Consider the following 24,588-nt stretch of genomic DNA (forward strand, 5'->3'; position numbering starts at 1 on the left):
TGATCTAGGGGCGATCGGAGATCAGGACCATGTCGGGGATCTGACCACGCTGGGCGGTGGGCCGCCGCCCGCGGGGCCTGCGCGCCGCGCGGCCGGTGCGCAAGCAGGTGTGCAGATCCTTGCGCAGGGCCCCACGGCCCTGGACGAAGACGGACTGGTAGATCGCCTCGTAGCTGATGCGCATGGACTCATCGTCGGGGAAGTCGGTCCGCAGCCGCCTCGCGATTTGCTGCGGGCTCCAGCCCTGCCGCAGCTTGGCCTCGACGTAGGCGCGCAAGGCCGGGTTGGTGGCGAGCTTGGCCGCCTTGGGCCGCCGAGCCCGCTCGTCGGCCTTGGCCTGGGCCAGGTGCGCCCGGTAGGGGTGCGGGTGCCGGGCGGCGCGGTTGCGAGCCAGCCGCCGGCTGATCGTGCTGGGCGAGCGTCCCAGCGCGCGGGCGATCTGGCGCGCCCCCTCGCTCGCGGCGCGCCGCACCGCGATGTCGTCACGTTCGTGCACGGACAGGCGCCGGCCCGTGGGCTCGCCGAGGATTAACGGACACACCCCGCCAGCCTCGGCGAGCCACCTACAGGCACAGGCCTTCGACACGCCACCGGCCGCCGCGGCCGACTCGATCGTCCAGTCCCCGGCCCTCATCGCCCGCCACAACGCCCTGCGCCCCGGCACCCACACCATCGGACGCGGCACCCGCACCACCTCTTCTCATCGAGGTGTTGCGACGACCACCTGAAATCGCCCAGGAACTCCGAGTCCTCACCCCGATGCGGCGACCGTCGGCAGTTCGCGGTGGATCGGGGTGTCGATGTCACGGAGCGGCCGGCCGGTGCCGCCCCACCGAGCGGCGACAATCTCGGCGGCGATGGACACCGCCGTCTCCTCGGGGGTGTGCGCGCCGAGGTCCAGGCCGATCGGGGAGCGCAGCCGCGCCAGCTGCTCGTCGGTGATCCCCCGTTGTCGGAGCTTGGCGTCGCGGTCGTCGTGCGTCCGCCGGCTGCCCATCACCCCGATGTACGCGGCCGGCCCATTCAGCGCCTCCACGAGCAGCGGGATGTCGAACTTGGGGTCGTGGGTGAGCACACACAGCACTGTGCGCTCGTCCACCTCGCTCGAGCGCAGGTACTCGTGCGGCCACCGCACGACGATCTCGTCGACCTCCGGGAACCGGGCCCGCGTGGCGAAGACCGGGCGGGCGTCGCACACCGTCACGTGATAGCCGAGAAAGGCACCGACCCGGGCCACCGCGGCGGCGAAGTCGATCGCCCCGAAGACGACCATCCGCGGCGCGGGTGCGAAGGACTCCACGAACACCGACAGCTCGTCCATGCGCCGCTCGCCGTGGGTACCGAGGTGCACCATCTGGTTGCGGCCGTGCTCGAGCAGGCCGCTGGCCGCGTCCACGATCGCCGCATCCAGCCGCTCGTTCCCCGTGCCGCCCCGAGCCTCGCCGTCAACGAGGAGCACGTGGCGGCCCACCAGCCCCTGCTCCTGCGCACTCATCACGGTGGCCAGTGCCGTCGGCCGCTTGGCGTCGACGGCGGTGAGCAGGTCGGCCAGGTGCTCGGGGGTGGCCGGGTCGACGCGCTGGGCGAACAGCTCGATCGTCCCCCCGCACGTCAGGCCCACCTCGAACGCATCGTCGTCGCTGACGCCGTACCTGACGAGCTGCGGCTCGCCGCTCTCGAGAACCTCGCGGCAAACCTCGTAGACGGCGCCCTCCACGCATCCACCCGAGACGCTGCCCACCGCGTCGCCGGCCGCGTTGACGGCCATGGCGGCGCCGGGGCCGCGTGGAGAGGACTTCCAGGTCCGCACCACGGTCGCGACGGCGAAGGGGGCGGTCCAGGACCGGATACTCTCGAGAATGTCACGCAAGTCGGTCGTCTCCTTTCTCGGTGCCGGGCACGGGTCGGCGGACGGGATGGGTCGGGCGACCAGTGACGGGCGCCGGCGGGGTGTCGATGTCCTGGCCCGTCGCCAGGTCCGCGCACTCGACGACAAGGTGGTCGTGCTTGCGTAGGTAAGGACCGGCGCCGTCGTCGTCCGTGAGAGAGGCGAGCAGCGGGGCCAGGTGCGCCTGCGGCAGGACGACGGGGTGTCCCGGGCGGCCCTCGAAGACGGCCCTGGCAAGCTGATCACCGGCCGCGGCGACGACGTCCGGGCCGACATCGGGGCAGTCCACCACGTGCACCACCACCCGCTCCGCACCAGGGCCGACGGCGCGAAGCCCGGTCCGTAGCGAGGCGCCGACTCCTCGCTGCCAGCCAGCACAGTGGAGTTCCGTCGCGCCAGTGGGTAGGTCTGGGCGGGCGGCCCCGGTGACCACGCGGACCGCGGAGCACCCGCCGTCGCGCAGGGACGCCACCGCACGCTCGAGCCAACCCGGCACAAGTATCTTGGGCATGCCGTACCGGCTCCCGGCGCCCGCGGCGAGGACGAGCCCCGCACTGTCCGCGATGACCATGGTCCCTCCTCCAGCGCTGGTAAAGGGGGCGGGGCAAGTTGTGTATCGGGCTACAGTCTCACGAAACGATCTATCACACTTGAACGATGTCTCGAGCGGAACGGATGATTGCGATGACGGTGTCGCAGGAACAGCCGGGCGGCCTCTCGCCGGACCGGCTCCGTCGGTCGCTGCGCGACCTTCGGATCTCGGTCACCGACCGGTGCAACTTCCGGTGCGTGTACTGCACGCCGAAGGAGGTCTTCGGCCGCGACTACGCCTTCCTGCCCCGAGCCGAGATCCTCACGTTCGAGGAGATCACCCGGGTGGCCCGGGTGGCCGTGGCGCACGGGGTGCAGAAGTTGCGCTTGACTGGAGGGGAGCCGCTGCTGCGGCGCGGGATCGAGGATCTGGTAGCCGCCCTTGCCGCGCTGCGCACTCCAGACGGCCGCTCGGTGGACATTGCGCTGACCACCAACGGCTCGGCGTTGCCGGTCAAGGCGCGAGCTTTGAAGGACGCCGGCCTCACTCGGGTCAGCGTCTCCCTCGACTCTCTCGACCCTGTCCGGTTCGCCGCCATGAACGACGTTGGCTTCTCTGTCGAGCGGGTGCTGCGTGGCATCGAGGCTGCGCAGGAGGCCGGGCTTGGACCGGTCAAGGTCAACATGGTCGTCAAGCGCGGCACCAACGAGGCGGACGTCGTCCCCATGGACCCGCCACTTCCAAGGCACGGGCGTGGTGGTGCGGTTCATCGAGTTCATGGACGTTGGCGTCACGAATGGCTGGCGGATGGAGGAGGTGCTGCCCTCGGCGCAAGTACTCGCACGAATCAACGCCGAGTTGCCGCTTCAGCCGGTCGCCCCCGCCTATCGGGGCGAGACAGCCGCCAGGTGGCGTTATCGCGATGGGTCTGGCGAGATCGGTGTCATCTCCTCGGTGACCGGCGCGTTCTGCGGGAATTGCACCCGCGCGCGGCTGTCCACGGACGGCAAGCTCTTCACCTGCCTGTTCGCTGCCGACGGCTATGACCTTCGCGACTTGCTGCGCGACCCGGCAAAAGATGATGACGACCTCGCCGCCGCGCTGGGCGACGTCTGGAGCATCCGGGCCGACCGGTACTCCGAGTTGCGCTCCCAGTTCGGCGAACGGCCCGCCAATCGCATCGAGATGTCTTACATCGGTGGCTGACTGAGCCATATTCCTGCCACTCCGCACTTGTTAGCTATGACTCGCGTGGTAACCGGTGTTGGCTGGGCTGTCGTGAAGTAAGTGAATCCCCTCTCGAACTCTGAGTCCCAGAGGTGCGGGGCCTCCAAATCACCGCCGGCAAAAGACGCGCGCCCGCCAAGTGCGGGCAAGCTGCGCCCGGCACCCTGGCGACCCCGGTCACCATGACCGGTGGGTCGCAGTCCTCGCCGGCCAGTCACTTGCCGGGCTGATCCACTTCCTTTCCCGTCCACCCCTTCGCCAACCCGTGCCCCCGAGTCAGCGGTAACACGTCTTCGCGCACGGCGTGAGCACCCACGCCATCACGCCCCGCCGCGGAATCGCGCTCGCGGACGCACTAGCGCAGCCAACTAGCGGCGCCCACGTCGCACGAGGAGAACCACAAGCGCGGCGAGACTAGCGAGAAGGGCAGCGTTCAAGAGTCCCTAGGCTAAGAACCGTTCACTCTTCGACCGCCGAAACCGTTCAGTTTTCGAGCGCCGTCGACAGCGGCTCATCCATCCCGGTTTCGTTCCGTCTTCCGCCTCGCCCGATGCTGTTCATCGGCGTGAGGGCATCGATGGAACAGTACAGTGACGGACGTCTGCACAGAGGCTTCAACTGCGTATGCCGCTTCTGCTCTAGCGCCGGGGATCAGTACCAGTACGCCGAAGACGCAACGAGTGCCTACTTTTCCGCCATCGCATTTGCCATGCGGTTCCGTACTTCGTCGGGACTCAGAGGCTCCGCTGTGCGGATCGTCACATGCGCGTCAAGCCCGTATCGAGTGCTGACGGTGTCTAGGTTCTCGCCGATGTGCTCGGCGAGTTCGCGCAGAGTCCCTGTCCAGGCGGGCCAGTCGGAGCCAAGGCGGGGCAGTCGGGGAGACCTTGTGAGGCGGTCTAGGCGGCTACGCTGTTCGGCGGTGAGGTCCATGGTTGTCAGCGTGGACCCGCCCGAACTCTGAACACGGGAGGCAGCCGTTGGGCGTGTCCCGTTGACCCTCAACCGGATAGGGGCTTAGCCCCGATCCACCGATGAAGCGGGGTCGGTGGCCTGATTTCGGGCGAGGTGGTCTTGAGGGCATGAGGCAGCCGCGGTCTGACCGGCTTTTCCACTGGGTTCCTTCTCGTGTGGACGGGGACTGACGGTCAGGCGATCGCGGTGACTGCTCGAGGGAAGAGCGGTCGTAGAGGGTCGGCCAGGCGGTTTGCCAGCGCCAGCCGGTGGGCAGGTGCAGGCGTAGGCGCCTGGCGGAGGTCGCGATCCGGGCTGGGACGGGCGACGAGCTTGCGGCGGATTGTCGCGGTGGTCGCCCGGGCTAGTGTCCGCGCCTTGGTTAGGGTGGCGGCGGCGCGGGTGAGGTTGAAGGCCATGACGGCACAGACAAACCAGGCGGCACCTTTGCGCAGCCGCTGGGCGGCGATCACCGGCGCGATCTGGTCGGTGGAGACCGTGGCGAGCAGGGCGTTCAGGCCCCGGACCCCGGAGTAGCCGAAGCCCGCGCCCTGCTTGGCGTAGCCGTGGACATCGACGATGGTGTCGTCGATGTCGACCATCACCGTCCTGGTGTCCCGCGGTCCGCCGAGGAGCCCGGTGGTCTCAGCCAGGTGCCGCAGGAACCGTGAGGCGATGGCGTCTGCCTGGTGGACGTGGCCGAAGGTGAAGGCGCGCAGGAACTGCCCCAGCCTGGAGGGGCGTAGGCGCCGGCGAAGACCTTGCCCATCCCGCCGTGGCGCAGCAGGCCCATGTCCTCGATGCTGTCGGCGCCGGCGGCCATGCCGGCTACCAGCGAGGAGAGCTTCAACCCGGCGTTGGCGCCCTTGTCCGTCGGCGCGCTCAGGTGCTCATCACCCAGCTCGGCCAGCCCCGCACAGCGGGCCAAGCCCATCACCGGCACCAGTCCGACCGCCGACACGAGGTTGGGCTCATCGAAGACCGGGGAGACGACGGGTCGGGTGTGAGAGAGTTGCATCTCGAGATGCCCTTCTTTGACTGCCGATACGGATTCTAAGAAAGTCGTATCTTCCCAGGTCAGGTCAGGAGGGCATCCTCGCTTTCCCGCGCCTACCCACAGCCCCGGCCCATCGGTGGATTGAGGCTGAGTGATCCGCCATCTAATGGTAGGAGGCTGCTCCAGGGAATCTACTCTAATGCAAGCCCGGGGCGTGGTCGAAGATGAGGCTCGTATTGGTGGCAGCGACCTCTTCACGAATACTCAGGGTGTCGCTGACGAGATCGCGCAATGCGGCGGCATCGCGCACGGCAACGTGCAGTAGGAAGTCGCGGTCCCCGGCGACGAAGTAGACGTGCCTAGTTGCGGGCAGCTGTTCCAGGTACGCCTGGAACGGTCGCAAGTTGCCGCGGGCATGGGCGTGCAACCGGATCGCAATAAGGGCTTCGAGTTGGAGGCCTACCGCTGCGGGGTCAACGTCAGCGTAGAAGCCGCGGATGGCTCCGGATGAGACGAGCGCGCGAACACGCTTGTGAGAGGTGGATTCGGCGACCCCGACGCGCGCCGCTAGTTCGCTGTTCGGCATCCGGCCATTCCCCTCAAGTTGACTCAGGATGGCCCGATCGATGTCGTCCAGGCCATGCGGGTTCGAGGATCCTTGCCCCGACATATAAGCCGCCCCTCTGCGTGCCGAAGGTTCCTTCGAAGTGTAGCCAAACTCGGGAGGATCCTCACATCTGCTCCCATGAACTGCGTGATTCTGCATACTCGTCCCATTGTCGGCGACCAAAGAGGGGGTCGAAGGTGCGATCGATCGTCATCGGCGCGGGGATGGTAGGACTGGCGACCGCATGGCACCTGCAGGAGTACGGGGTTGAAGTCACCGTCCTTGACCGCACCGGCGTCGCGGCGGGTTCGTCATGGGGTAATGCAGGCTGGCTGACGCCAGGCAAGGCGATTCCGCTTGCCGATCCAAGTCTGTGGTCGTATGCCCCGAGGGCACTGTTGGATCCGGATGCCGCGCTGCATGTGCCGTTCCGCGTGGATGCTGGTTTGTGGCTTTTTCTCGCGAGGTTCGCGTCTCACGGCACCATGCGGGCGTGGAATCGCACCATGGCCGCGCTCACCCCGATCGACAAGATCGCACTGGACTGTTTCGACGAACTGGCCGCCGGTGGCGTGAACGCCTGGACGCGGAAGGGGCCGTTCGTCATTGGCTTTACTGAGCAGGCACATGCCGAGGGGTTCGTACGAGAAATTGAGGGGGTCATCCGCCACGGCCAGGATGTGCCGTTCGAGCGCTTATACCAACCGCGTGACCTCGCCCCTCAACTCTCAGAAGCTGTGGCATTTGCTTACCGGCTTGATGGGCAGCGGTTCATCGAGCCGGCGCCCTATGTTGAAGCGCTTGCGGATGCTGTCATCGCCCGGGGCGGGAAGATCCTCCCGGGGGTTGAGGCGCGCAGGGTGGGCTCTGGGCGTCGGCCCACGGTGACGCTGATTGACGGTGCGCAGATGGAGGCGGACTCGGTCGTGATCGCCACGGGGGCCTGGATGCCACGACTCGCTCGCCCGCTGGGGGTTGGGGTTCAAGTCCAGGCTGGGCGCGGCTATTCGTTTACGGTGCAAACCGAAGACCCAGCGCGGCATCCGGTGTACTTACCGTTCCAACGTATTGCGTGTACCCCATACCAGGGCCGGTTCCGGATCGCAGGAACGATGGAGTTTCGCCGCCCTGATGAGCCGCTGCAACCACGCCGCATCGAGGCCGTAATCAATCAAGCTCGTACGCTGCTGACAGGTATCAACTTTGAAGAGCGTCAGGACGAATGGGTCGGCTCGCGGCCGGTTACTCCGGACGGGCTCCCATTGGTCGGGGAAACCCGCGCACCGGGGGTCTACGTTGCTGGTGGGCACGGCATGTGGGGGATCGTTCTTGGGCCTGCCACCGGAAAGCTATTAGCCGAAAAGGTCGTCACGGGAAAGACTGACCCTGCAATCGCGCCGTTTGACCCGTTGAGGTAGATGTGAACCGGAAATCGGGCCTCATTTTGCTAGCATGTCCGGCCGCCTTGCGCCGCTTAATCCGCATCGACTTCAGCATCGGCACCGAGAGTTGTGGGCCTCGCGTTCGCCCCGGGGCTCGCTGATGCACTTTCTAAGGAGACTATAAAGTGGCCAAGTTCGTCTACCGGTTCAGCGAAGGCAACAAGGACCTGAAGGACCTGCTGGGTGGTAAGGGGGCGAACCTGGCGGAAATGAACAAGATCGGCCTGCCGGTCCCGCCGGGCTTCACGATCACCACGGAGGCGTGCCGGGCTTACATGCGGCGCGGGTTGGTCCCGCCGGAGCTGCGGGTGGAGGTCACCACCGCGATGCGTCGGATGGAGGACGAGATGGGTCGTCAGCTGGGCAACTTCCATGACCCCCTCCTGCTGTCAGTGCGCTCGGGGGCGAAGTTCTCGATGCCAGGGATGATGGACACGGTCCTGAACGTGGGGCTGAACGACGCGTCGGTGCAGGGGCTGGCGGAGTTCTCCGGCGACCTGCGGTTCGCGTGGGACTCGTACCGGCGGCTGATCCAGATGTTCGGCAAGACGGTGCTGGGCATCGACGGCGGGCTGTTCGCGGGGGCGCTGGAGGAGAAGAAGAAGGAAGTCAGAGCAGAGTCGGACGTCGACCTGTCGGCCGACGACCTCAAGGACCTGGTCGCCGAGTTCAAGCGGATCGTGCGCGACCAGACCGGTGAGGACTTCCCCCAGCACCCGCGGCAGCAGCTGGACATGGCGATCGAGGCGGTCTTCGACTCGTGGAACACCGAGCGGGCCCGGCTCTACCGGCGTCGCGAGCGCATCCCGAACGATCTGGGGACTGCCGTCAACGTTCAGGCAATGGTCTTCGGCAACCTAGGCGAGACGTCCGGGACGGGGGTGGCGTTCACCCGCGACCCCTCGACTGGGCACTCCGGGGTGTACGGGGACTACCTGCCCAACGCCCAGGGCGAGGACGTGGTCGCCGGCATCCGCAACACGTTGACGCTGGCTGAGCTGGAGACGCTGGACGCGAAGTCCTACGACGAGCTGATGCAGGCGATGCGGCGTCTGGAGACGCACTACCGGGACCTGTGCGACATCGAGTTCACGATCGAGCGGGGCAAGTTGTGGCTGCTGCAGACCCGGGTGGGCAAGCGCACCGCGGGGGCGGCGTTCCGGGTGGCGACCCAGCTGGTGGACGAGAACCTCATCACCATGGACGAGGCGATCTCCCGGGTCACCGGGGCCCAGCTGTCCCAGCTGCTGTTCCCGCAGTTCGACGGCCAGGCTGACCGCAAGCTCCTCACCAAGGCCATGGGGGCCTCCCCGGGGGCCGCCGTCGGGGAGATCGTCCTGGACAACGCCCAGGCCCTGGAGCGGTCGAACGCGGGCGCGAACGTGATCCTGGTGCGCCGGGAGACCAACCCGGACGACCTGCAGGGCATGATGGTCGCCGCCGGGGTGCTGACCTCCCGGGGTGGGAAGACCTCCCATGCCGCGGTCGTCGCCCGCGGCATGGGCACGACCGCGGTGGTCGGTGCCGAGGAGCTCGACGTTGAAGTCGCCGCCCAGGAGGTCCGGGTGGACGGTCAAGTGCTGCGCCCGGGCGACGTCATCGCCCTGGACGGGTCCACCGGGGAGGTGTTCCTCGGCGATGTGCCGGTGGTCGACTCCCCGGTGATGCGCTACATCTCCGCCGGTCTGGACGCCGGGCTGGACGGATGCGAGACCGAGGCGATGCGCGAGCTGGTGCTCGCCGTGGACCGGATCCTGACCCACGCCGACCGGGTGCGGCGGATGCAGGTGCGCGCCAACGCCGACACTGCCGAGGATGGGCGCCGAGCGCGTGAGCGCGGCGCGCAGGGGGTGGGGCTGTGCCGCACCGAGCACCAGTTCCTCGGCGACCGGCGCGAGTACATCGAGCATCTGGTCCTGGCCGAGGGGGAGCAGGCCCGGGAGGCGGCGCTGGCCGAACTGCTGCCGCTGCAGCGGCAGGACTTCGTCGACCTACTCGAGGCCATGGACGGCCTGCCCACCACCATCCGGCTCATCGACCCGCCGCTACACGAGTTCCTCCCGGACCTGACCGACCTCGCCGTGAAGGTTGCGCTGGCCAGGGACAAGGGCGAGCCGGCCGAGCGGGAGGAGAAGCTGCTCGCCGCCGTGCACCGCATGCACGAGCAGAACCCCATGCTCGGCCTGCGCGGGGTGCGGCTCGGGCTGAAGGTGCCTGGCCTGTTCGCCCTGCAGATCCGCGCGATCGCCGAGGCCACCGTGCAACTGCGGCAGGCTGGGAAGGACCCGCGCCCGGAGATCATGGTCCCCCTCGTCGGGTCGGTCCGGGAGCTGCAGATCGTCCGCGAGGAGGCCGAGGACATCCTGGCCGAGGTCGGCCGGGCGGCCGGAACGGTCCTGGACCTGCCCATCGGGTGCATGATCGAGCTGCCCCGGGCGGCGCTGACCGCCCACCGCATCGCCGAGGAGGCAGACTTCTTCTCCTTCGGCACCAACGACCTGACCCAGACCACCTGGGGCTTCTCCCGCGACGACGTCGAGGGCGCATTCTTCGCCGACTACCTCGAGAACGGGGTGCTCACCATCTCCCCGTTCGAGACCCTCGACGCCGACGGCGTCGGTGCCCTGGTCGTCGCAGGCGCCACCGGTGGGCGTTCCACCGAGCCGCAGCTGCACCTGGGCGTGTGCGGCGAGCACGGCGGCGACCCCGAGTCCATCCACTTCTTCCACAACGCCGGGCTCGACTACGTCTCCTGCTCCCCGTTCCGCGTCCCGATCGCGCGCCTCGAGGCCGGCCGCGCCGCCGTCACGGCCGGGGAGGACGCCACCGCCTGACCCCCATTCCCCAGTTTGCCCAAGCCGCACGCCACTAGACGGCCATGTTGTTGCATCTGACAGGAACTATGAGGAGAGAACATTGCTCAAATTCGGGTATAAGGCCTCATCGGAACAGTTCGGCCCGAAGGAGCTGGCCGACTACGTGGTGCTTGCGGAGAAGGCTGGTTTCGAGTCCGCGTTCATCTCCGATCACTTCCAGCCGTGGCGGCACGATGGCGGGCACGCTCCAGCTTCCCTGCCGTGGCTCGGGGCGGTCGGTGCGCGCACAGAGCGGATCGTGCTCGGGACCTCAGTGCTGACCCCCACGTTCCGCTACCACCCTGCCGTCATCGCGCAGGCATTCGCGACGCTCGGGTGCCTGTACCCCGGCCGGATCATCCTCGGAGTCGGCACGGGGGAGTCGCTCAACGAGGGTGCCCTCGGCTTGGAGTGGCCGCCGGGCAAGGAACGCCTGGCGCGGCTCCGTGAGGCGGTAAGCCTCATCCGCGAGCTGTGGGTCGGCGAGCGGGTGACCTTCGAGGGCACCTACTACCGGACCGACAAGGCGACGATCTATGACCGCCCAGACCGGCCGGTGCCCATCTACATCGGAGCCTCTGGTCCCGTCGCCACTCGCTTTGCTGGCAGCCACGGCGATGGTTTCATCACGACGTCCGGCAAGGCACCCGAGCTCTACACCGACATGCTCATGCCCGCGCTGCGGCAGGGTGTCGAGCGTTCCGGACGCACCCTAGAGGACCTGGACTTGTTGTTGGAGGTCAAGGTTTCCTTCGACCCTGACCGGCGGCGTGCGCTGGAGGACACGCGCCACTGGGCCGCACTCGCTCTCTCCCCCGAAGAGAAGACTGGAGTCGAAGATCCCATCGAGATGCAGCGGCTGTCCGACGCCCTGCCCCTGGAGCGGGCCGCATCGCGGTGGATCGTCTCCAGCGACCCCGACGAGCACGTCGAGCGGATCCAGCGGTATATCGACCTCGGCTTTCGTCACCTCGTCTTCCACGCCCCGGGCCCGGACCAGGCACGGTTCATCGAGCTCTACGGGCAGGAGGTAATTCCCCGTCTCCGCCGAGTTGAGGTAAGTGCTTGACCTCATGGCTCGTCGGTGAAGTCAGACGGCTGGATTGGTCATCTCATCCTCGCGGCGCTGCAGTGCCTCGACCGGAGAACGCCGCTGTGCACATTTGCCGTATCCACCCGGCAACAGTCAGATGGTCGGAGGTGTGTTCCCGAATGAGACTGAAACACGCCAGACCAGGATGCATACGAGAAGCAGATCACAGCCGACCAAATAGTGAGAACGACCTCCTGTGCGCTCTTTCTCGCATGGGGACAGCAAATAGAGGGAGGCTCGAACGAACACGCCCTTCAAATGCTTGACTGTATAGTCGACGTAACCGTAGTGTGGGGAAGTGATCCAACTCACGTCGGTGTGAGTCAGGTCGACCTCAAAGATGTGGTCCAGAGCGGTGTGCGCTCATTTCATCCCTCAGCCTCCAGGTGGTCAAGACAATGAACACTTCGTCTCCAGTGCGTGACCCACGACCGCGACGTTCCTTCACGGCACGGCGTGCCGCGCTTGCAGGATCGATCGGTAGCACGATCGAGTGGTACGACTTCTTCCTATACGGCACTGCCAGCGCTCTTGTCTTCGGCGATGTCTTCTTTCCCACCGACGACCCGTTCGTCTCGAGACTCTTGGCCTTCGCGTCCTTCGGTGTCGCGTTCGTCGCCCGCCCTCTCGGTGGACTCATCTTCGGATACCTGGGCGACAAGTTCGGCCGCAAGCCGGTCCTCGTCATAACCCTCCTAATGATGGGTCTCTCGACGGGCGTCATCGGTCTCCTGCCCTCGTACGACTCCATCGGCCTTGCGGCCCCGATAGTGCTCGTAACGCTGCGAATCTTGCAAGGGATTTCGGTCGGCGGTGAGTATGGCGGGGCGGTGCTCATGGCGGTCGAGCACGCCGACGAGAAGAAGAAGTCGTTCTACGGCAGTTGGGTTCAGGCTGGATCCCCTGCGGGACTGATTCTGTGCAACACCGTCTTCCTCATCACCATCTATGAAACCTCGGGTTCGGCGTGGGCCTGGCGCGTCCCGTTCCTCGTCAGTTTCATCCTCGTAGCAGTGGGTCTCTACATCCGTACACAGATCGCGGAAAGTCCGGAGTTCGAGGCGGCGCAAGAAGAGAAGGCCCTGAAGACCAGCCCGATCAGGGCTGTCCTCAAGGAAGCCAAATTGCGCATGGCACTCGTGAGCCTGGCGTACGTTGGTGCTGGCGTCACTGTCTACATCGTCGCCGTCTTCAGCATGAGTTTCGGAAAGGTCGAGCTCAGTTACTCGACGGAAGCGGTGCTGACTCTCGTTGTCGTCGGCCAGATCGCCGCGTTCATCGCCATGCTCATATTCGGTAAGCTCGGCGACCGGATTCCCTACCACAAAGTGTTCATCGTCGGCTGCGTCTTCATGGGGCTGATGGCGGTGCCCTGGATGGCAGGACTGGAGACGGGTAACCACTGGGTCGCTGGCGCCGGCTACGTTCTTATCAGCATTCCTTACGCTGCGGTCTACGGGTCGATGGCTGTCTTCTTCGCGACGACGTTCGAGACGACGATCGGCTACACCGCCCTGTCCGCTGGCTATCAGTTTGGGACCGTGATCAGTAGTGCCATCGCCCCGATGATCGCACTCAATCTCCTCAATGCCACCGGTTCATCCTGGTCGATCGTCGCCTACATGACGTTGTCCTGCTTTGTCTCGGCCATCGCAGCCGGAATCCTGCAGCGGCAGAAGGTCAAAGCTAGGCGACAGGTCGCGGCAGCTTCAGTGGTGCAAGGGTCTGCTGGGTAGTGACCTAAGAACACGCCACTTCAAAGTGACCAGAGAAGCAATCCTGTAGTCCAGACAAGAATGTTCGTAGAAGTATTGTAGCGGTGCGGGCGAGCAGTTTTCATCCACAGTCTGAATCGGACATCAACATCGGAGGGCAGCGGTTTTGTCAAAGATCGAGACCATAAATACCCACAAAGTCACGCTGCCGACGCGTCGCAAGCACGAGTGGGCGTCGAGCGTGGGTGATCCGATTGGGACGCACCTGCTAGTGGAGATCAGGACCTCCGATGGCATCGTCGGGTGGGGTGAGACCACCCCCATGGCGACATGGGGTGGGGTCGGCGGGAGGTACGACGGCAGCACCGTCGACGCCACCCGGAACCTCATCGATGACTACCTTGCCCCTCGCATGCTCGGAGAGCCGGTCGACAACATAGTTCGCCTCCACCGAACGATGGACAGCGCGGTCAAGGGAAATACCTACGCGAAGGCCGCGGTCGAGATGGCGTGCTATGACGCTGCGGGCAAGGCGCTGGGCGTCCCCGTCCATACCCTGCTCGGCGGCGCGGTGCGCCAGAACGTTCGGGCCTGTCACTCGATCGGCATTATGGCTCAGGATGCCGCCATTGAAGAGGGCGTCGCCGCTGTCCGGGAGGGCATTACCTCCCTGAAGATCAAGACGGCACGCAACTACGCGGACGACGTCGGCATCGTCCGTGGGCTGCGCGCCGAGCTCGGCGAGGATGTTGACCTCCGAGTGGACGGGAATGAGGGCTACCCGGACGTCGCCACTGCGGTGAGAGTTACGCGCGAGCAGGAGGAGTTCGGCATCTCGATCTGCGAGCAACCGCTGGCCAGCGACACCGGCCTTGCGGAGTTGAGGAGCCGTGTAAACGTCGGCGTGATGGCGGACGAGTCCGCCTGGTCGGTGAGCGACGTGGCTCGACTTAATCACGCGGGAGCGATCGACTACTTCTCACTTTATGTCACGAAGGCCGGTGGGCTCATGAAGGCCGTTACCTCGGGACGATTCGCGGAGGCCATGGGCCTGTCCTGCGACATCGGCGGGTCGGTGGAGTTCGGCATTGGAAACGCCGCAAACCTGCACCTCGCAGCCGTACTGCCGGCCGCGAACCTGCCCTCAGTCCTTCCGCTCACTGCGCCTGAGGGCGCGGCGACGACGAAGGTCGCCGGCAGATACTACATGGACGACATCGTCACACAGGCGTTCAGATACGCGGACGGCTGCCTTACCGTCCCATCCGAACCCGGGCTCGGTATTGAGGTCGACACCGACAAGGTGCGTAAATATTCGAGCTAAGGCTCCGGAAACCTGGCTGCTGCGGACAGAGCATTGCCAGGCCCCACACACCCACGTTCGTCGGCCTCGCACGTAGGCCGCTGCCCATCCTCCCTAGCAGCTGACAGAAAGTGAACCGGTGAAAATTGCAGTCCTTGGTGCGGGCAACGGTGGTCTTGCAACGGCCGTGCACGCCGCGACGTCCGGGTTCGACGTCCGGCTCTTCAGCCGCTCGCCGTCACGTATCGCTACCTTTGCAGACAGCCGCATCCTCACCTACGACGGCGTCCTAGGAGCCGGCAGGGTCGAACTGTCCTATGTCGGTACCGATCTGCGGGATGCCACAACGGGCGCGGACCTCATCGTCGCGTGCGTCCCGTCCACGGAACTCGACGACTACGGCAGACGGCTCGCCGACGTCGTCACACCCAATAGCGTCATCCTGCTCAACCCCGGCGGGACGTTCGGCTCAGTCCGCCTGCGCAACGCTATGCACGCCCACCGGCCCGGCGTTGTCGTCCCCGTGGCAGAGTTCTCGACGCTGGGTTATGCCGCCCGCGTTCGCGAGAAGGGCTGCGTGTACGTGTCGAACCTCGTCGACGGCGTGCCGGCGGGCGTCTTCCCGGGCTCGCGTTCTCCGGAGGTGCGTGAGCTGATCCACCGTCTTTATCCCACGGCCTCTTTCGGCGAGAGCGTGTTGTACCCAGCGCTCCTCAACCTCAACCCGATCGAGCACCCCGCGCAAGTCATCCTGAACGCCGGTCGGATCGAGTCGACCAAGGGTGATTTCTACTTCTACATCGATGGGACCACCCCGGCCGTGGGTCGGGTGATCGACGACACTGACATCGAACGCCGCCGCGTCTGCGCGGTGTACGACATAGAAACGTCGCCTTTCGTCGACCTCTTCGCCGCGGCCGGGTACACCACCACCGAAGCGGCGGCCACAGGTAGCGCCTACGTCGCTATGCAGGCGAGTGACGCCAACCGCACCTTCCGCAGCCCACCAAGTCTCGAGCACCGCTACGTGCTCGAAGACATTGGGCACAGCCTGGTGACGTGGGAGCACCTGGGTGCGCTGGCGGGCGTCAGCACGCCGGTGATCTCCAGCCAGATCACTATCGCGGCTTCGATGATGGGAACCGATTACCGGGCAGACGCCCAGGCGCTGTTCGCCCTCGCGCCCACACTCGGCGGTCCCGATGACCTGCGCGAGTTCCTCATCAACGGCGTCCGCCAGGCCACACCCATCTAACTGATGCGCAGCTAGAAGAGCGCGCGCAGCACCTGCACCGTCTTGCTCGCCATATCGATCAAAGAGGGAAATATGATTTCCATAGGTGTTTGTCACGTTCACGCGACCCCGTCCGAGGACTACCTTGAGATGGTCCGGGAACTCGAGGCGCTGGGTGTGGACCGGCTGTGGATCCCGGACCAGGACTTCCTGGATGACCCATTCATCCTCGCGGCACACGCTGGCTTAGCAACGTCAACCCTGAAGATTGGGATTGGCATCACCAGCCCGCTGCTTCGGCATCCGATGAATCTGGCCCGAAGCGCGGCCACGCTCGGGCGGCTGCTCGGCGAGCGCCTCCTTTTCGGAATGGGCACGGGGAACGTCAAGAACGTCCTTCAGCCCCTGGGGCTGCAACCAGACAAGCCACTCGCCGCGCTGTCCTCGGGCCTGTCCACGGTGAACGCTCTCCTGGCCGGTGAGACCACCCGGTTCGGTCCCGACCTTCCTGAGGTGAAGCTGGGCGGGTTCGGTGAAAATAGACCGCCGGTCTACGTCGGTGCCCGCGGGCCGAGAACCCTCCGGCTGGCCGGGCGCCAGGCCAACGGGGTGCTCATCGAGTCGCGCGCCGCGGGCACCTCCTTCGCCGACGCCGTCGCGCAAGTGAGAGCTGGCCTCGCCGCGCGCGAGACTGACGTATCCGTGGATGACTTCGACATGGGACTGTGGCAGGTCGTGTCCATCACCGATGACCCGTCCGCAGTGTACGAGACGCACAAAGTGTGGATCGCGCGCATGATCCAGGCCGGACCGGCGAGCGCCATGCGTCTGGCAGGGGTGTCCGAGCGATCAATTGAACTACTCGGACGAGCGCGCACTGCGGATGATATCGGAGCGGCCGCCGACCAGCTGACTGACGACGACCGGGCAGCGGTCGTCGTCGCGGGAGCCGCGTCGCGCGTTGCAGGAATCCTGTCCCACGCCATCGAGAACGGGGCGACGTCGATCAACGTTGTCGGCACCTCGACGCTGCAGGAGACACTGAGCACGGCGGAACGGCTTGTGAAGGACGTATTGCCCGCCCTTCCCCGACCTCAGATAGGGGCCGCTGCGCGATGACCCGCATCCGGACTCAGAGCACCGTCACGGACCGCAGACCCGTCGTCGACCGGCTCACAGAGCGTATGGCCCAGGAGGGGCTTGACGTCCTTGTCGTCCAGAGCAAGGAGAACATTCGGTACCTCACCGGACACCTGATCCAGTCTCAGGAGCTAGACATGCGCCACCGCACGTTTCTGGCGTTCCTCGGTGCCGATGGTCGCTGCTCGCTCGTCGCGAGCAGGAGCGAGGTGCCCGAGATTGAGTCCAGCACGCAAGGCGTTGACGTCTTCGGATACGACGAGTTTTCGGACGATCTCACCGACGTCTTGCGGTGGGTCATCGACGACACCGGTATCGGCGGCGGCCGGATGGGTATCGAAGAAGACAGCGTCACCGTCCAGGTCGCTGACCGGCTGCGAGAGATCTTGGCCGACGTACACGGGACGATGCGGCCCGCGCTGCACGTTCTCGACGCCGCACGGGCAATCAAGACGGCCCCCGAAATCTCACTCATGAGACGGGCCGCGAACTCTGCGGTCACCGCTCAGAAGGCGCTTTACGACACGGTCGATGCCACCTTCACCGAGCGGGACATCGCTTCCTTCCTGGTCGGCCACCTCTTCAGCGCGGGCGCGGACGGGTACAAGACCATCCAGGTCGCGGCCGGCCGCCGCTCTCGCCTGGCCAATCCCACCCCCCAGGACATAGAGGTGGGGGAGGGACAACCCATCAAGATTGACCTTTTCCCCGTCTTCGACGGGTACCTCTCGGACACTGGTCGCACTTTCAGCATCGGCTCCGCTGAGCCAGGGCTCGTCTACCAGTGGTCTCAGGCCGAAGACATGCTCGCCCAACTCGGAGCACACATCGAACCCGGGATGACGGGGGACGCCGTGTGGGCTTACTACGTCCGCTTGCTAGCCTCGCGCGGTCTAGAGCCGGCGATGAAGTTCCTCGGCCACGGGCTCGGGCTAGGCCTGCACGAGGCGCCCTTCATCGCGCCAGGGTCCACGGAACTTATCGAGCCGGGGATGGTACTCGCGTTGGAGCCGGTGACCGAGCACGATGGCGTGGGTCTGCACATCGAGAACGTCTACGAGGTGAGCGACTCCGGACTGGTCAACCTCACCGAGGGCTACGGCAAGGAGTACTGCGTTGTCCGATAGGCACGATGGCGCGGCGGGAGAGCGGTTATGACGCAGGACGGAAGAAAGTTTGTGCGTGGCCGGGGGGCGTACCTGGGGGACATGAGGTTCGAGAATCTCCGGCACGTGAAATTCAAGCGTGCGGAGGGGGCGCGCGGTACGAAACTGTCCGTCTCCCGTCCAGCGAGCCTCGGTAATACAGGTGCTCTCTTCTACACTGCGGACAGTCTTGAACTCGACGACATCGTTGTCCCCATCAGTCGGGACGGTGTGCTAAACCCGCCCCGACCCGTACTCGCGCGCGACGAGCATCGTTTCGTTGGCGAACCGATTGCTGTGGTTCTCGCCGATGACGAGTACCTTGCCGAGGATTTGATCAACGAGGTTTCCTACACCTCACAGCCAGTCCCACCCGTCACAGATCCCATCCGGGCGGCGGCGGAGAACGATCTGCTTGTCCACACCTCCTTTGGCACCAACGTCCTCTTCGAGGAGAACTTCCGTGCAGGTGACGAGACCTTCTCCTACCCCAACGATGACTTCCGGACGGTCACCACAACGCTTAGGTCGGGGCGGGTGACGGCCGTTCCCCTCGAGACCCGGGGAGTTGTCGCGTGTGGCAGCGATGATGGTGTCACGATCTGGTGCTCGACTCAGAGCCCGCACATGCTCCGCGACCTCGTCGCCGCGCACACTGGCCTCTCCCCTTCGCGGGTCGTGGTGCGCGTACCGGACATCGGCGGGGGCTTCGGGCTCAAGGCGCACGCCTACCCCGAAGAGCTCATCGTCGCCGTGCTCGCCTATCGGCTAAAGGCCAACCTCCGATGGATCGAGGACCGTGTCGAGAATCTTTCGGCGGCCTGCCACTCCCGCGACCAGCACATCACGGCCAGTGCGGTCGTCGACAACGAAGGGCGCATCCGCGGCGTACACGCCGACATCGTTGTCGACATGGGTGCCTATGGCGTGTATGCGCACGGCCACCTCCTGGAGCCGCTCGGCACCCCGGCGATGGTCCCCGGACCCTACGACCTCGACTTCTACAGCTACCGTGTGCGAGCCGTTGCGACCAACAAAGCACCGTTGGGCGCTTACAGGGGCGTAGGTCTCCCGGTCGCGACACTCGTCCACGAGCGGCTCGTCGAGCACGTCGCCACCACCCTTCGGTGCGACAGCGTGGAGGTGCGCAGGCAGAACCTCATCCACGCTGCGCAAAGCCCTTACAAAAGCCTGACGGGGCAGAAATACAACAATTTCGACTTCGAGACTGCGTTGGCACGGGTCACGGAGGACATTGCCACCCACCGGGCGGAGTGTGAGCGCACACTCGATGGCGAGTGGTTGGTGGGGCAGGGATTCGGCGTCTACATCGAGTACGTCGCCAGCGGCTCCGCGGTATTCAAGAAGCGTGGCATGGTGGGGCTCGCCGGCTTCGATGAGTTCGAGCTGCGGCTGACCGAGGACGGATCCCTCAGCCTGCAAACGACGCTGCCCTCGATGGGGCAAGGGGTGTATGCGGCAACGGGGCAAATCCTTCACGCTCTCACCGGAATGGAGCCCGCCGAGATCCGGCTTCCGAACGTCGACACCGGCCAGGCACCGCTGTCCGGTAACGGTACGTTCGCCAGCCGCAGCGCGGTCATCACCCACACCGGGGTACGGCAGGCCTACACCGACCTCGTCGACTCCATCACCGTCGGTGCCTGCAATGCCTACAACGTCGACAAGGATGCCGTAGAGGTACGCCGCGACCTAAGCGTGGTCATCGGACAAGACGAGCAAGACGAGCCGGTACGTCTTTCCCGCGCTCACACAGCGCGGCTGCTGGAGGAGAAATACCGAATTGGGTTTTCCCGGGTGGACCCCAAGGCGCCGGTGCACCCCAGCGGTGCGCACGGCTGTCTTCTGGCGATCCACCGTCGCACCGCGGCACTGCGGATCCTTCGCTACACGGTCGCGGATGAGTGTGGCATCCGAATCGACCCGAAGGTGGTAGAGGGGCAGGTGCGCGGTGCGGTAGCCCAGGCGATCTCTGGTGCCCTGCACGAAGAGATCCTCTACGACTCCACAGGGCAGATCAATAACCCAAGTTTCGTCAACTATGGTCTTCTCACTGCCGCGGAACTGCCGGACATCGTTCATCTGCCCTTCACGACCGATGGTTCGATCGACGCGGACGAGGTCAAGGGGTCGGGTGAGGCCGGAATGCTGGCACCGGGCCCGACTATTGCGAACGCGGTGAGTGACGCCCTAGGCGTGCCTTGCGACACCCTCCCGGTCCGGAGGGAATGGTTACTTGAAAATCTCCCGGTCCCATCGAGCGTAGAAACGGCCTGATAGGTGTACTTCGACGTGAGCGTGTCGACACAGATCCGCGACAAGACTCTCCAGCGTGCGCTTATCCGCGCCGCAGAGTTAGCCAGCGACAGCACCGAGCCGCTGGCGCTACTCACCTCCAGACACGCGGTCGGGCACATCGGCGGCCGTACTATCACGGCAGCCCTGGAGTGCGCACACGGCGGCCGGAGAGACCAGGTGGCGCTCCACACAAGGGCGCCTGTGCTCGACCTCCCACGATGCTCATTGACCGTGCCTATCTGCGTGCTCTGGGTCCCCCTGCACACCAGAGTTGAAGGCCGCTGCACCGTCGGCTTCGCACGGGATTCGCACGAGCCCGTGAGCGTGACGGGCATGCTCTGTGGATACTCCACGCCCGGGGTCTGTCCCACCTGCACGAAGAAACTCGTTGAGTCCCAACTGCGGGATGTGCTCTTGGCGTACGCAACCACATCCGGGACGCTCGCCGGACGTTTCGCGACGTCACTATATACGCCTAAAACGGCGATAACCCGAAAGATCCAACGTCTGGGGAGCGTGAGCAAGTGAAGCCAGCGAAGTTTAACCTGCACACCCCCCGATCGTTGACCGAGGCGTTGCAAGCCAAGGCCAAGCTCCAGGGGCAAGGGACGCTTCTGGCCGGCGGGCAGAGCCTCGTGGCCCTGATGAACTTCCGAGTCGCACAGCCGACCGAGATCATCGCCCTGTCCAACGTCACCGAGCTTAAAACCATCACCATCACCGATGGCCAAGTCCGCCTTGGCTCCGGTGTTACCTACAGCGACGTCATTGCTGCCTCGACAGCCGGCTCGCTGCCTCGGCTGTTCAAGGAGGTGCTAAGCAACATCGCCTCTGAACCAATCCGGAACAAAGGGACAGTGGGCGGGGCGATCGCCCAAGCTGACCCATCCGCCGAGTTTCCTGCGCTATGCCTGGCCCTCGGTGCCGAGATCGTCGTCGCGTCCACGAGTGGGTCCCGGGTCGTCCCGGTACACACCTTCTTCCGTGGGTATATGGACACCGAGGCGCGCGAAGACGAAGTGATCGTCGAGATCAGGTTCGACCGGCGCCTCTGGTCCGAGACAAATTTTGGTTACAGCCAGGTTGCAGACAGACAGGGGGACTACGCAGACGCTGCCGTGCTCCTGACGTACCGCACGGACGCGGAGGACCGCATGATTGCGCCCGTCATCGTGTCCATGAACCTCCGCTCCTTCCCGTGCCGATGGAGTGATCTCATGGAGCACCTGACTGGGACCCGAGCAGACCAAGAGTCAGTGGCCGGCGCGGTGGAGGACTACTTCGCCGCAGCCAGCGCCGAGTTAGCCCGCCCGGAAGGTACGGTCGTGAAGTCGGTGCTCCAGGAGGCCCTCGGCTCGGCGGGAAGGATCTGATATGTCGACCGAGATGACGATCGAACTGTCGGTCAACGGGATCACCTATTCCCGCCAGGTGCCGGTACGCAAACTCCTCTCTGACGTCCTCCGTGAGGACCTCGGAATGACCGGCGTTCACGTCGGGTGCGAACACGGCATCTGCGGGTCCTGCACAGTGCTAGTCGACGGGATGCCGGTACGGTCTTGCCTGACCTTCGCCGCCACGCTGGAAAGATCGTCGATCGTCACCGTCGAGGGACTGGCGGCAGACACCGGCGCCGAACAGATGCATCCAGTGCAGGAGGCCTTCGACGATCAGGACGCGTTCCAGTGCGGATTCTGCACCCCAGGCTTCGTCCTGCTCATCGAGAGCGGGTTGTTAACACACCAGGCCGAGGAAGAGTCCGTGGAGACACGACTGGCAGCCAATATCTGCCGATGCACCGGTTACACATTTATCAAACAGGCTATGCAGCAAGTGTCGCCGTGCGGCAGCTGCGATGCCGGTTGTGGAGGACGATGATGCATTTCCGTTTCGAGGTCCCGCTTGAGGTGTCCGTCGACGAGGCCTGGGCCGGTGTGACGGACCTGGCCGTGCTGGCCACCTGCTTCCCTGGCGCCCAGCTCGGTGCCCCAACCGAGAACGGCGGACGGGGTTCCGTCACCATCTCCCTCGGGCCCATCCGCTTCGAGTACGACGGCGACGTCGTTTTCGTGGCGAAGGACGAGGGCGAGCACAAGGCCGTCATCGACATCGCCGCCTCGGACAAGAGTGGGGGCGGCAGCGTCTCGGCACGTATCGCACTAGCCGTCCAACGGCCCCGCGTTGCAGAAGGGCCGTCATCGGTACTGACGTTGGAGGCCGACGTCGACGTTTCCGGTCGCGCTGCCCAATTCGGCCGCGGCATGCTCGAAGACGTCGCCCACACACTGCTGTCAAACTTCGCCAGACGGCTGGAGGCGTACTACCGCGGCGAGCAAGTAGACAATGGCGCCGCCTCCACGGACTCGTTGAACGCCCTGTCGTTGATCCCGAAGAAGCAGGCCGCCATCGCGGTGGCCGGCGTCCTCGCCGTTGTCCTAGTCGGCACGCTCGTCTATCGGTCCATGGCATCCTCCCGCGCCCGCAGATGACCGCCCCGTCGCGAATGGCGCCTCAACCTGCTCCTCACACCCCAGGCGCTGCAGCAACCGGCCCACCGACGACGGTGCACGGCCGCAACGCCCTTTCCGGGGAGGTCTTGGGTCGCTTGTCCACCGAACTCACACCTCAGCGCGTCACGGTTGTAGGGGCCGGTATGGTCGGCCCATTCACCGCTTACCACACCGGGCCGAAGCGGGTCTCCGCGACCGGCGGGCAACCTGTCTTTTCAGGCCGGCAGCCAGCTCCGCTGGTGGCGTTCGAGCCATTGCGATGAGTGCTCCCGCCCCACCCCTGACACGGGCCGTGGTCGACCTGGGCGCGATCGCGGCCAACGTCCGTGTGCTCAAGCGCCACGTCCACCCGGCCCGCCTCATGGCTGTGGTCAAGGCGGACGCGTACGGCCACGGCCTTGTCCCGGTCGCGCGGGCAGCCTTGGACGCAGGTGCGGATCAGCTCGGGGCGGCGACCCTGCCCGAGGGGTTCGCCCTTCGGGCTGCCGGCATCACCGCCCCGATCATGGTTTGGCTGACCAGCCCCACCGAGGACTACGCCCGTGCCGCTAGCGAGGGGCTTGAACTCGGTGTGCATACTGTCGATCAGCTCGCGGCAACGGCCGCGGCGGCCCGAGCCGCCGGCCGCACCGTGCCCGTGCACTTGAAAATCGAGACAGGGATGTGGCGCGGTGGTGCCACCCGCGAGCAGTGGCCGGCGATGATGACAGCGGCCCACGCGGAGGAGCAGACCGGGGCGATATGGGTCCGGGGGATCTACACCCATCTTGCCCGCGCCGACGAACCAGGCCATTCCGCCACCGTCGCACAACTTCGCGAGCTCAAGGCCGTCCGCGAGCTAGCCGCGCGTAGCGGCCTGCGTCCTGAGGTGGTGCACGCCGCCAACTCTGCCGCTGCGCTTGCCACGCCCGAGGCCCGCCTCGACATGGTGCGGGCCGGTATCGCGATCTACGGCCTTAACCCCCTGCTCGGCATCGATCCAGCAGTGGCGCTGCGGCCTGCTATGACCCTGGAAGCGACCCTGACAAGTATCAAGACCGCACCGGCGTCGGCCGGCGTCTCTTACGGTCATACCCACGTGCTAAAGCGTCGGACACACCTCGGGATAGTGCCGCTCGGCTACGCCGACGGTGTCCCGCGCGCGGCCAGCAACAATGGTGAGGTGCTAGTAGCTGGACGGCGCCGCCCGATAGTCGGCCGGGTCTGCATGGATCAGGTTGTCGTTGACCTAGGACAGGACCCGCCGGAAGCCCCTTGTGGGGCGGTCCTCTTCGGTTCCGGAAGTCACGGTGAGCCTACGGCCGGTGAATGGGCGGAGCGCACTGGAACGATCCACTACGAGATCGTCAGCCGCATCGGATCGCGCGTTCCCCGCGTCTATCGCGGCTAAGCCAAAAACGTTGAGTCTTGCACCTCCGCGCTGATCGTAAGTTACCCCCTCGGTTAGCTGTTGTAGGTCGCTTGCTGGCCTGTGACCGCGGGTGCGTAAGAGGTAAGAGGGGCGCCGTCGTCGACGACGGGTCTGCGGTTCCGTGACGGTGCTACCAGCTCGGGACCGCACGAACACAGCCCCACGGACACGGACAGGGAGATCAGCTGTCCGTCAGCAGGGAGACGTCATGTCCGC

17 protein-coding genes and 2 pseudogenes are annotated in these 24,588 nt (G+C 65.6%); 14 read left to right on the forward strand and 5 right to left on the reverse strand.

The window, feature by feature from the left end; translation table 11 throughout:
• Positions 1-4: 4 nt before the first annotated feature.
• From GD970_RS09465 to GD970_RS09475, 3 genes are all read right to left on the reverse strand, one after another.
• Positions 5-685 carry an IS30 family transposase gene (locus GD970_RS09465; RefSeq protein WP_152202640.1) on the reverse strand — a complete coding sequence of 227 codons (681 nt, stop codon included), beginning with the start codon at positions 683-685 and terminating at the stop codon, positions 5-7.
• A 66-nt stretch (positions 686-751) separates the two neighbouring features.
• On the reverse strand, positions 752-1,870 hold the full coding sequence (locus GD970_RS09470) for an XdhC family protein (RefSeq protein ID WP_152202641.1): 1,119 nt from the start codon (positions 1,868-1,870) through the stop codon (positions 752-754).
• The gene (locus GD970_RS09475; protein WP_152202642.1) at positions 1,863-2,459 is read right to left on the reverse strand and encodes a nucleotidyltransferase family protein; all 597 of its coding nucleotides are present in this window, start codon (positions 2,457-2,459) and stop codon (positions 1,863-1,865) included. The genes GD970_RS09470 and GD970_RS09475 overlap by 8 nt, the downstream gene beginning before the upstream one ends.
• Positions 2,460-2,563: 104 nt before the next feature.
• Between GD970_RS09475 and moaA the strand changes: the two are divergent.
• Positions 2,564-3,626, forward strand: a pseudogene (gene moaA / locus GD970_RS22665) (GTP 3',8-cyclase MoaA).
• Positions 3,627-5,041: 1,415 nt separating this feature from the next.
• Here the strand turns inward: moaA and GD970_RS09485 are convergent.
• Positions 5,042-5,619: pseudogene (locus tag GD970_RS09485) on the reverse strand (IS1380 family transposase); the annotation flags it as partial.
• A 175-nt stretch (positions 5,620-5,794) separates the two neighbouring features.
• Positions 5,795-6,268, reverse strand: a complete 474-nt coding sequence (locus GD970_RS09490) for an Lrp/AsnC family transcriptional regulator (protein WP_152202643.1) — start codon at positions 6,266-6,268, stop codon at positions 5,795-5,797.
• Positions 6,269-6,402: 134 nt separating this feature from the next.
• Here GD970_RS09490 and GD970_RS09495 point away from each other — a divergent pair, with 134 nt between their 5' ends.
• The 13 genes from GD970_RS09495 to alr all read left to right on the forward strand — a co-directional run bounded on the left by GD970_RS09495 (position 6,403) and on the right by alr (position 24,351).
• A complete protein-coding gene (locus GD970_RS09495; protein ID WP_226925252.1) occupies positions 6,403-7,623 on the forward strand; it encodes an NAD(P)/FAD-dependent oxidoreductase in 1,221 nt (406 codons plus the stop codon).
• Positions 7,624-7,772: 149 nt separating this feature from the next.
• Positions 7,773-10,481: a pyruvate, phosphate dikinase gene (gene ppdK, locus GD970_RS09500; RefSeq protein WP_152202644.1), complete on the forward strand. Its 2,709-nt coding sequence runs from the start codon at positions 7,773-7,775 to the stop codon at positions 10,479-10,481.
• Positions 10,482-10,563: 82 nt separating this feature from the next.
• The gene (fgd, locus tag GD970_RS09505; protein WP_152202645.1) at positions 10,564-11,571 is read left to right on the forward strand and encodes a glucose-6-phosphate dehydrogenase (coenzyme-F420); all 1,008 of its coding nucleotides are present in this window, start codon (positions 10,564-10,566) and stop codon (positions 11,569-11,571) included.
• A 410-nt stretch (positions 11,572-11,981) separates the two neighbouring features.
• Positions 11,982-13,331 (forward strand): MFS transporter, encoded by a 1,350-nt coding sequence (locus GD970_RS09510; RefSeq protein ID WP_226925253.1) that lies wholly within the window; start codon positions 11,982-11,984, stop codon positions 13,329-13,331.
• Between the two features lie 145 nt (positions 13,332-13,476).
• Complete coding sequence (locus GD970_RS09515) at positions 13,477-14,634, forward strand: mandelate racemase/muconate lactonizing enzyme family protein (protein ID WP_152202647.1); 1,158 nt, start codon at positions 13,477-13,479, stop codon at positions 14,632-14,634.
• 118 nt (positions 14,635-14,752) lie between these two features.
• Entirely contained in the window at positions 14,753-15,868 is a 1,116-nt protein-coding gene (locus GD970_RS09520) for an NAD/NADP-dependent octopine/nopaline dehydrogenase family protein (RefSeq protein ID WP_152202648.1), read from the forward strand.
• A 72-nt stretch (positions 15,869-15,940) separates the two neighbouring features.
• Entirely contained in the window at positions 15,941-16,966 is a 1,026-nt protein-coding gene (locus GD970_RS09525) for an LLM class flavin-dependent oxidoreductase (RefSeq protein WP_152202649.1), read from the forward strand.
• Positions 16,963-18,114 carry a M24 family metallopeptidase gene (locus GD970_RS09530; protein ID WP_152202650.1) on the forward strand — a complete coding sequence of 384 codons (1,152 nt, stop codon included), beginning with the start codon at positions 16,963-16,965 and terminating at the stop codon, positions 18,112-18,114. Before GD970_RS09525 ends, GD970_RS09530 begins: the two co-directional genes overlap by 4 nt.
• Positions 18,115-18,195: 81 nt before the next feature.
• Positions 18,196-20,430 carry a xanthine dehydrogenase family protein molybdopterin-binding subunit gene (locus tag GD970_RS09535; RefSeq protein WP_170297176.1) on the forward strand — a complete coding sequence of 745 codons (2,235 nt, stop codon included), beginning with the start codon at positions 18,196-18,198 and terminating at the stop codon, positions 20,428-20,430.
• Between the two features lie 545 nt (positions 20,431-20,975).
• Positions 20,976-21,824, forward strand: coding sequence for an FAD binding domain-containing protein (locus tag GD970_RS09540; RefSeq protein ID WP_152202652.1), 849 nt, complete (start codon positions 20,976-20,978; stop codon positions 21,822-21,824).
• Between the two features lies 1 nt (position 21,825).
• Positions 21,826-22,329 (forward strand): (2Fe-2S)-binding protein, encoded by a 504-nt coding sequence (locus GD970_RS09545; RefSeq protein WP_152202653.1) that lies wholly within the window; start codon positions 21,826-21,828, stop codon positions 22,327-22,329.
• Entirely contained in the window at positions 22,326-22,940 is a 615-nt protein-coding gene (locus GD970_RS09550) for an SRPBCC family protein (RefSeq protein ID WP_170297175.1), read from the forward strand. The genes GD970_RS09545 and GD970_RS09550 overlap by 4 nt, the downstream gene beginning before the upstream one ends.
• Before the next feature lie 313 nt (positions 22,941-23,253).
• Entirely contained in the window at positions 23,254-24,351 is a 1,098-nt protein-coding gene (gene alr, locus GD970_RS09555; RefSeq protein ID WP_249043186.1) for an alanine racemase, read from the forward strand.
• Positions 24,352-24,588 lie beyond the last annotated feature (237 nt).

The organism is Georgenia thermotolerans (assembly GCF_009193185.1).
GTDB lineage: Bacteria > Actinomycetota > Actinomycetes > Actinomycetales > Actinomycetaceae > Georgenia > Georgenia thermotolerans.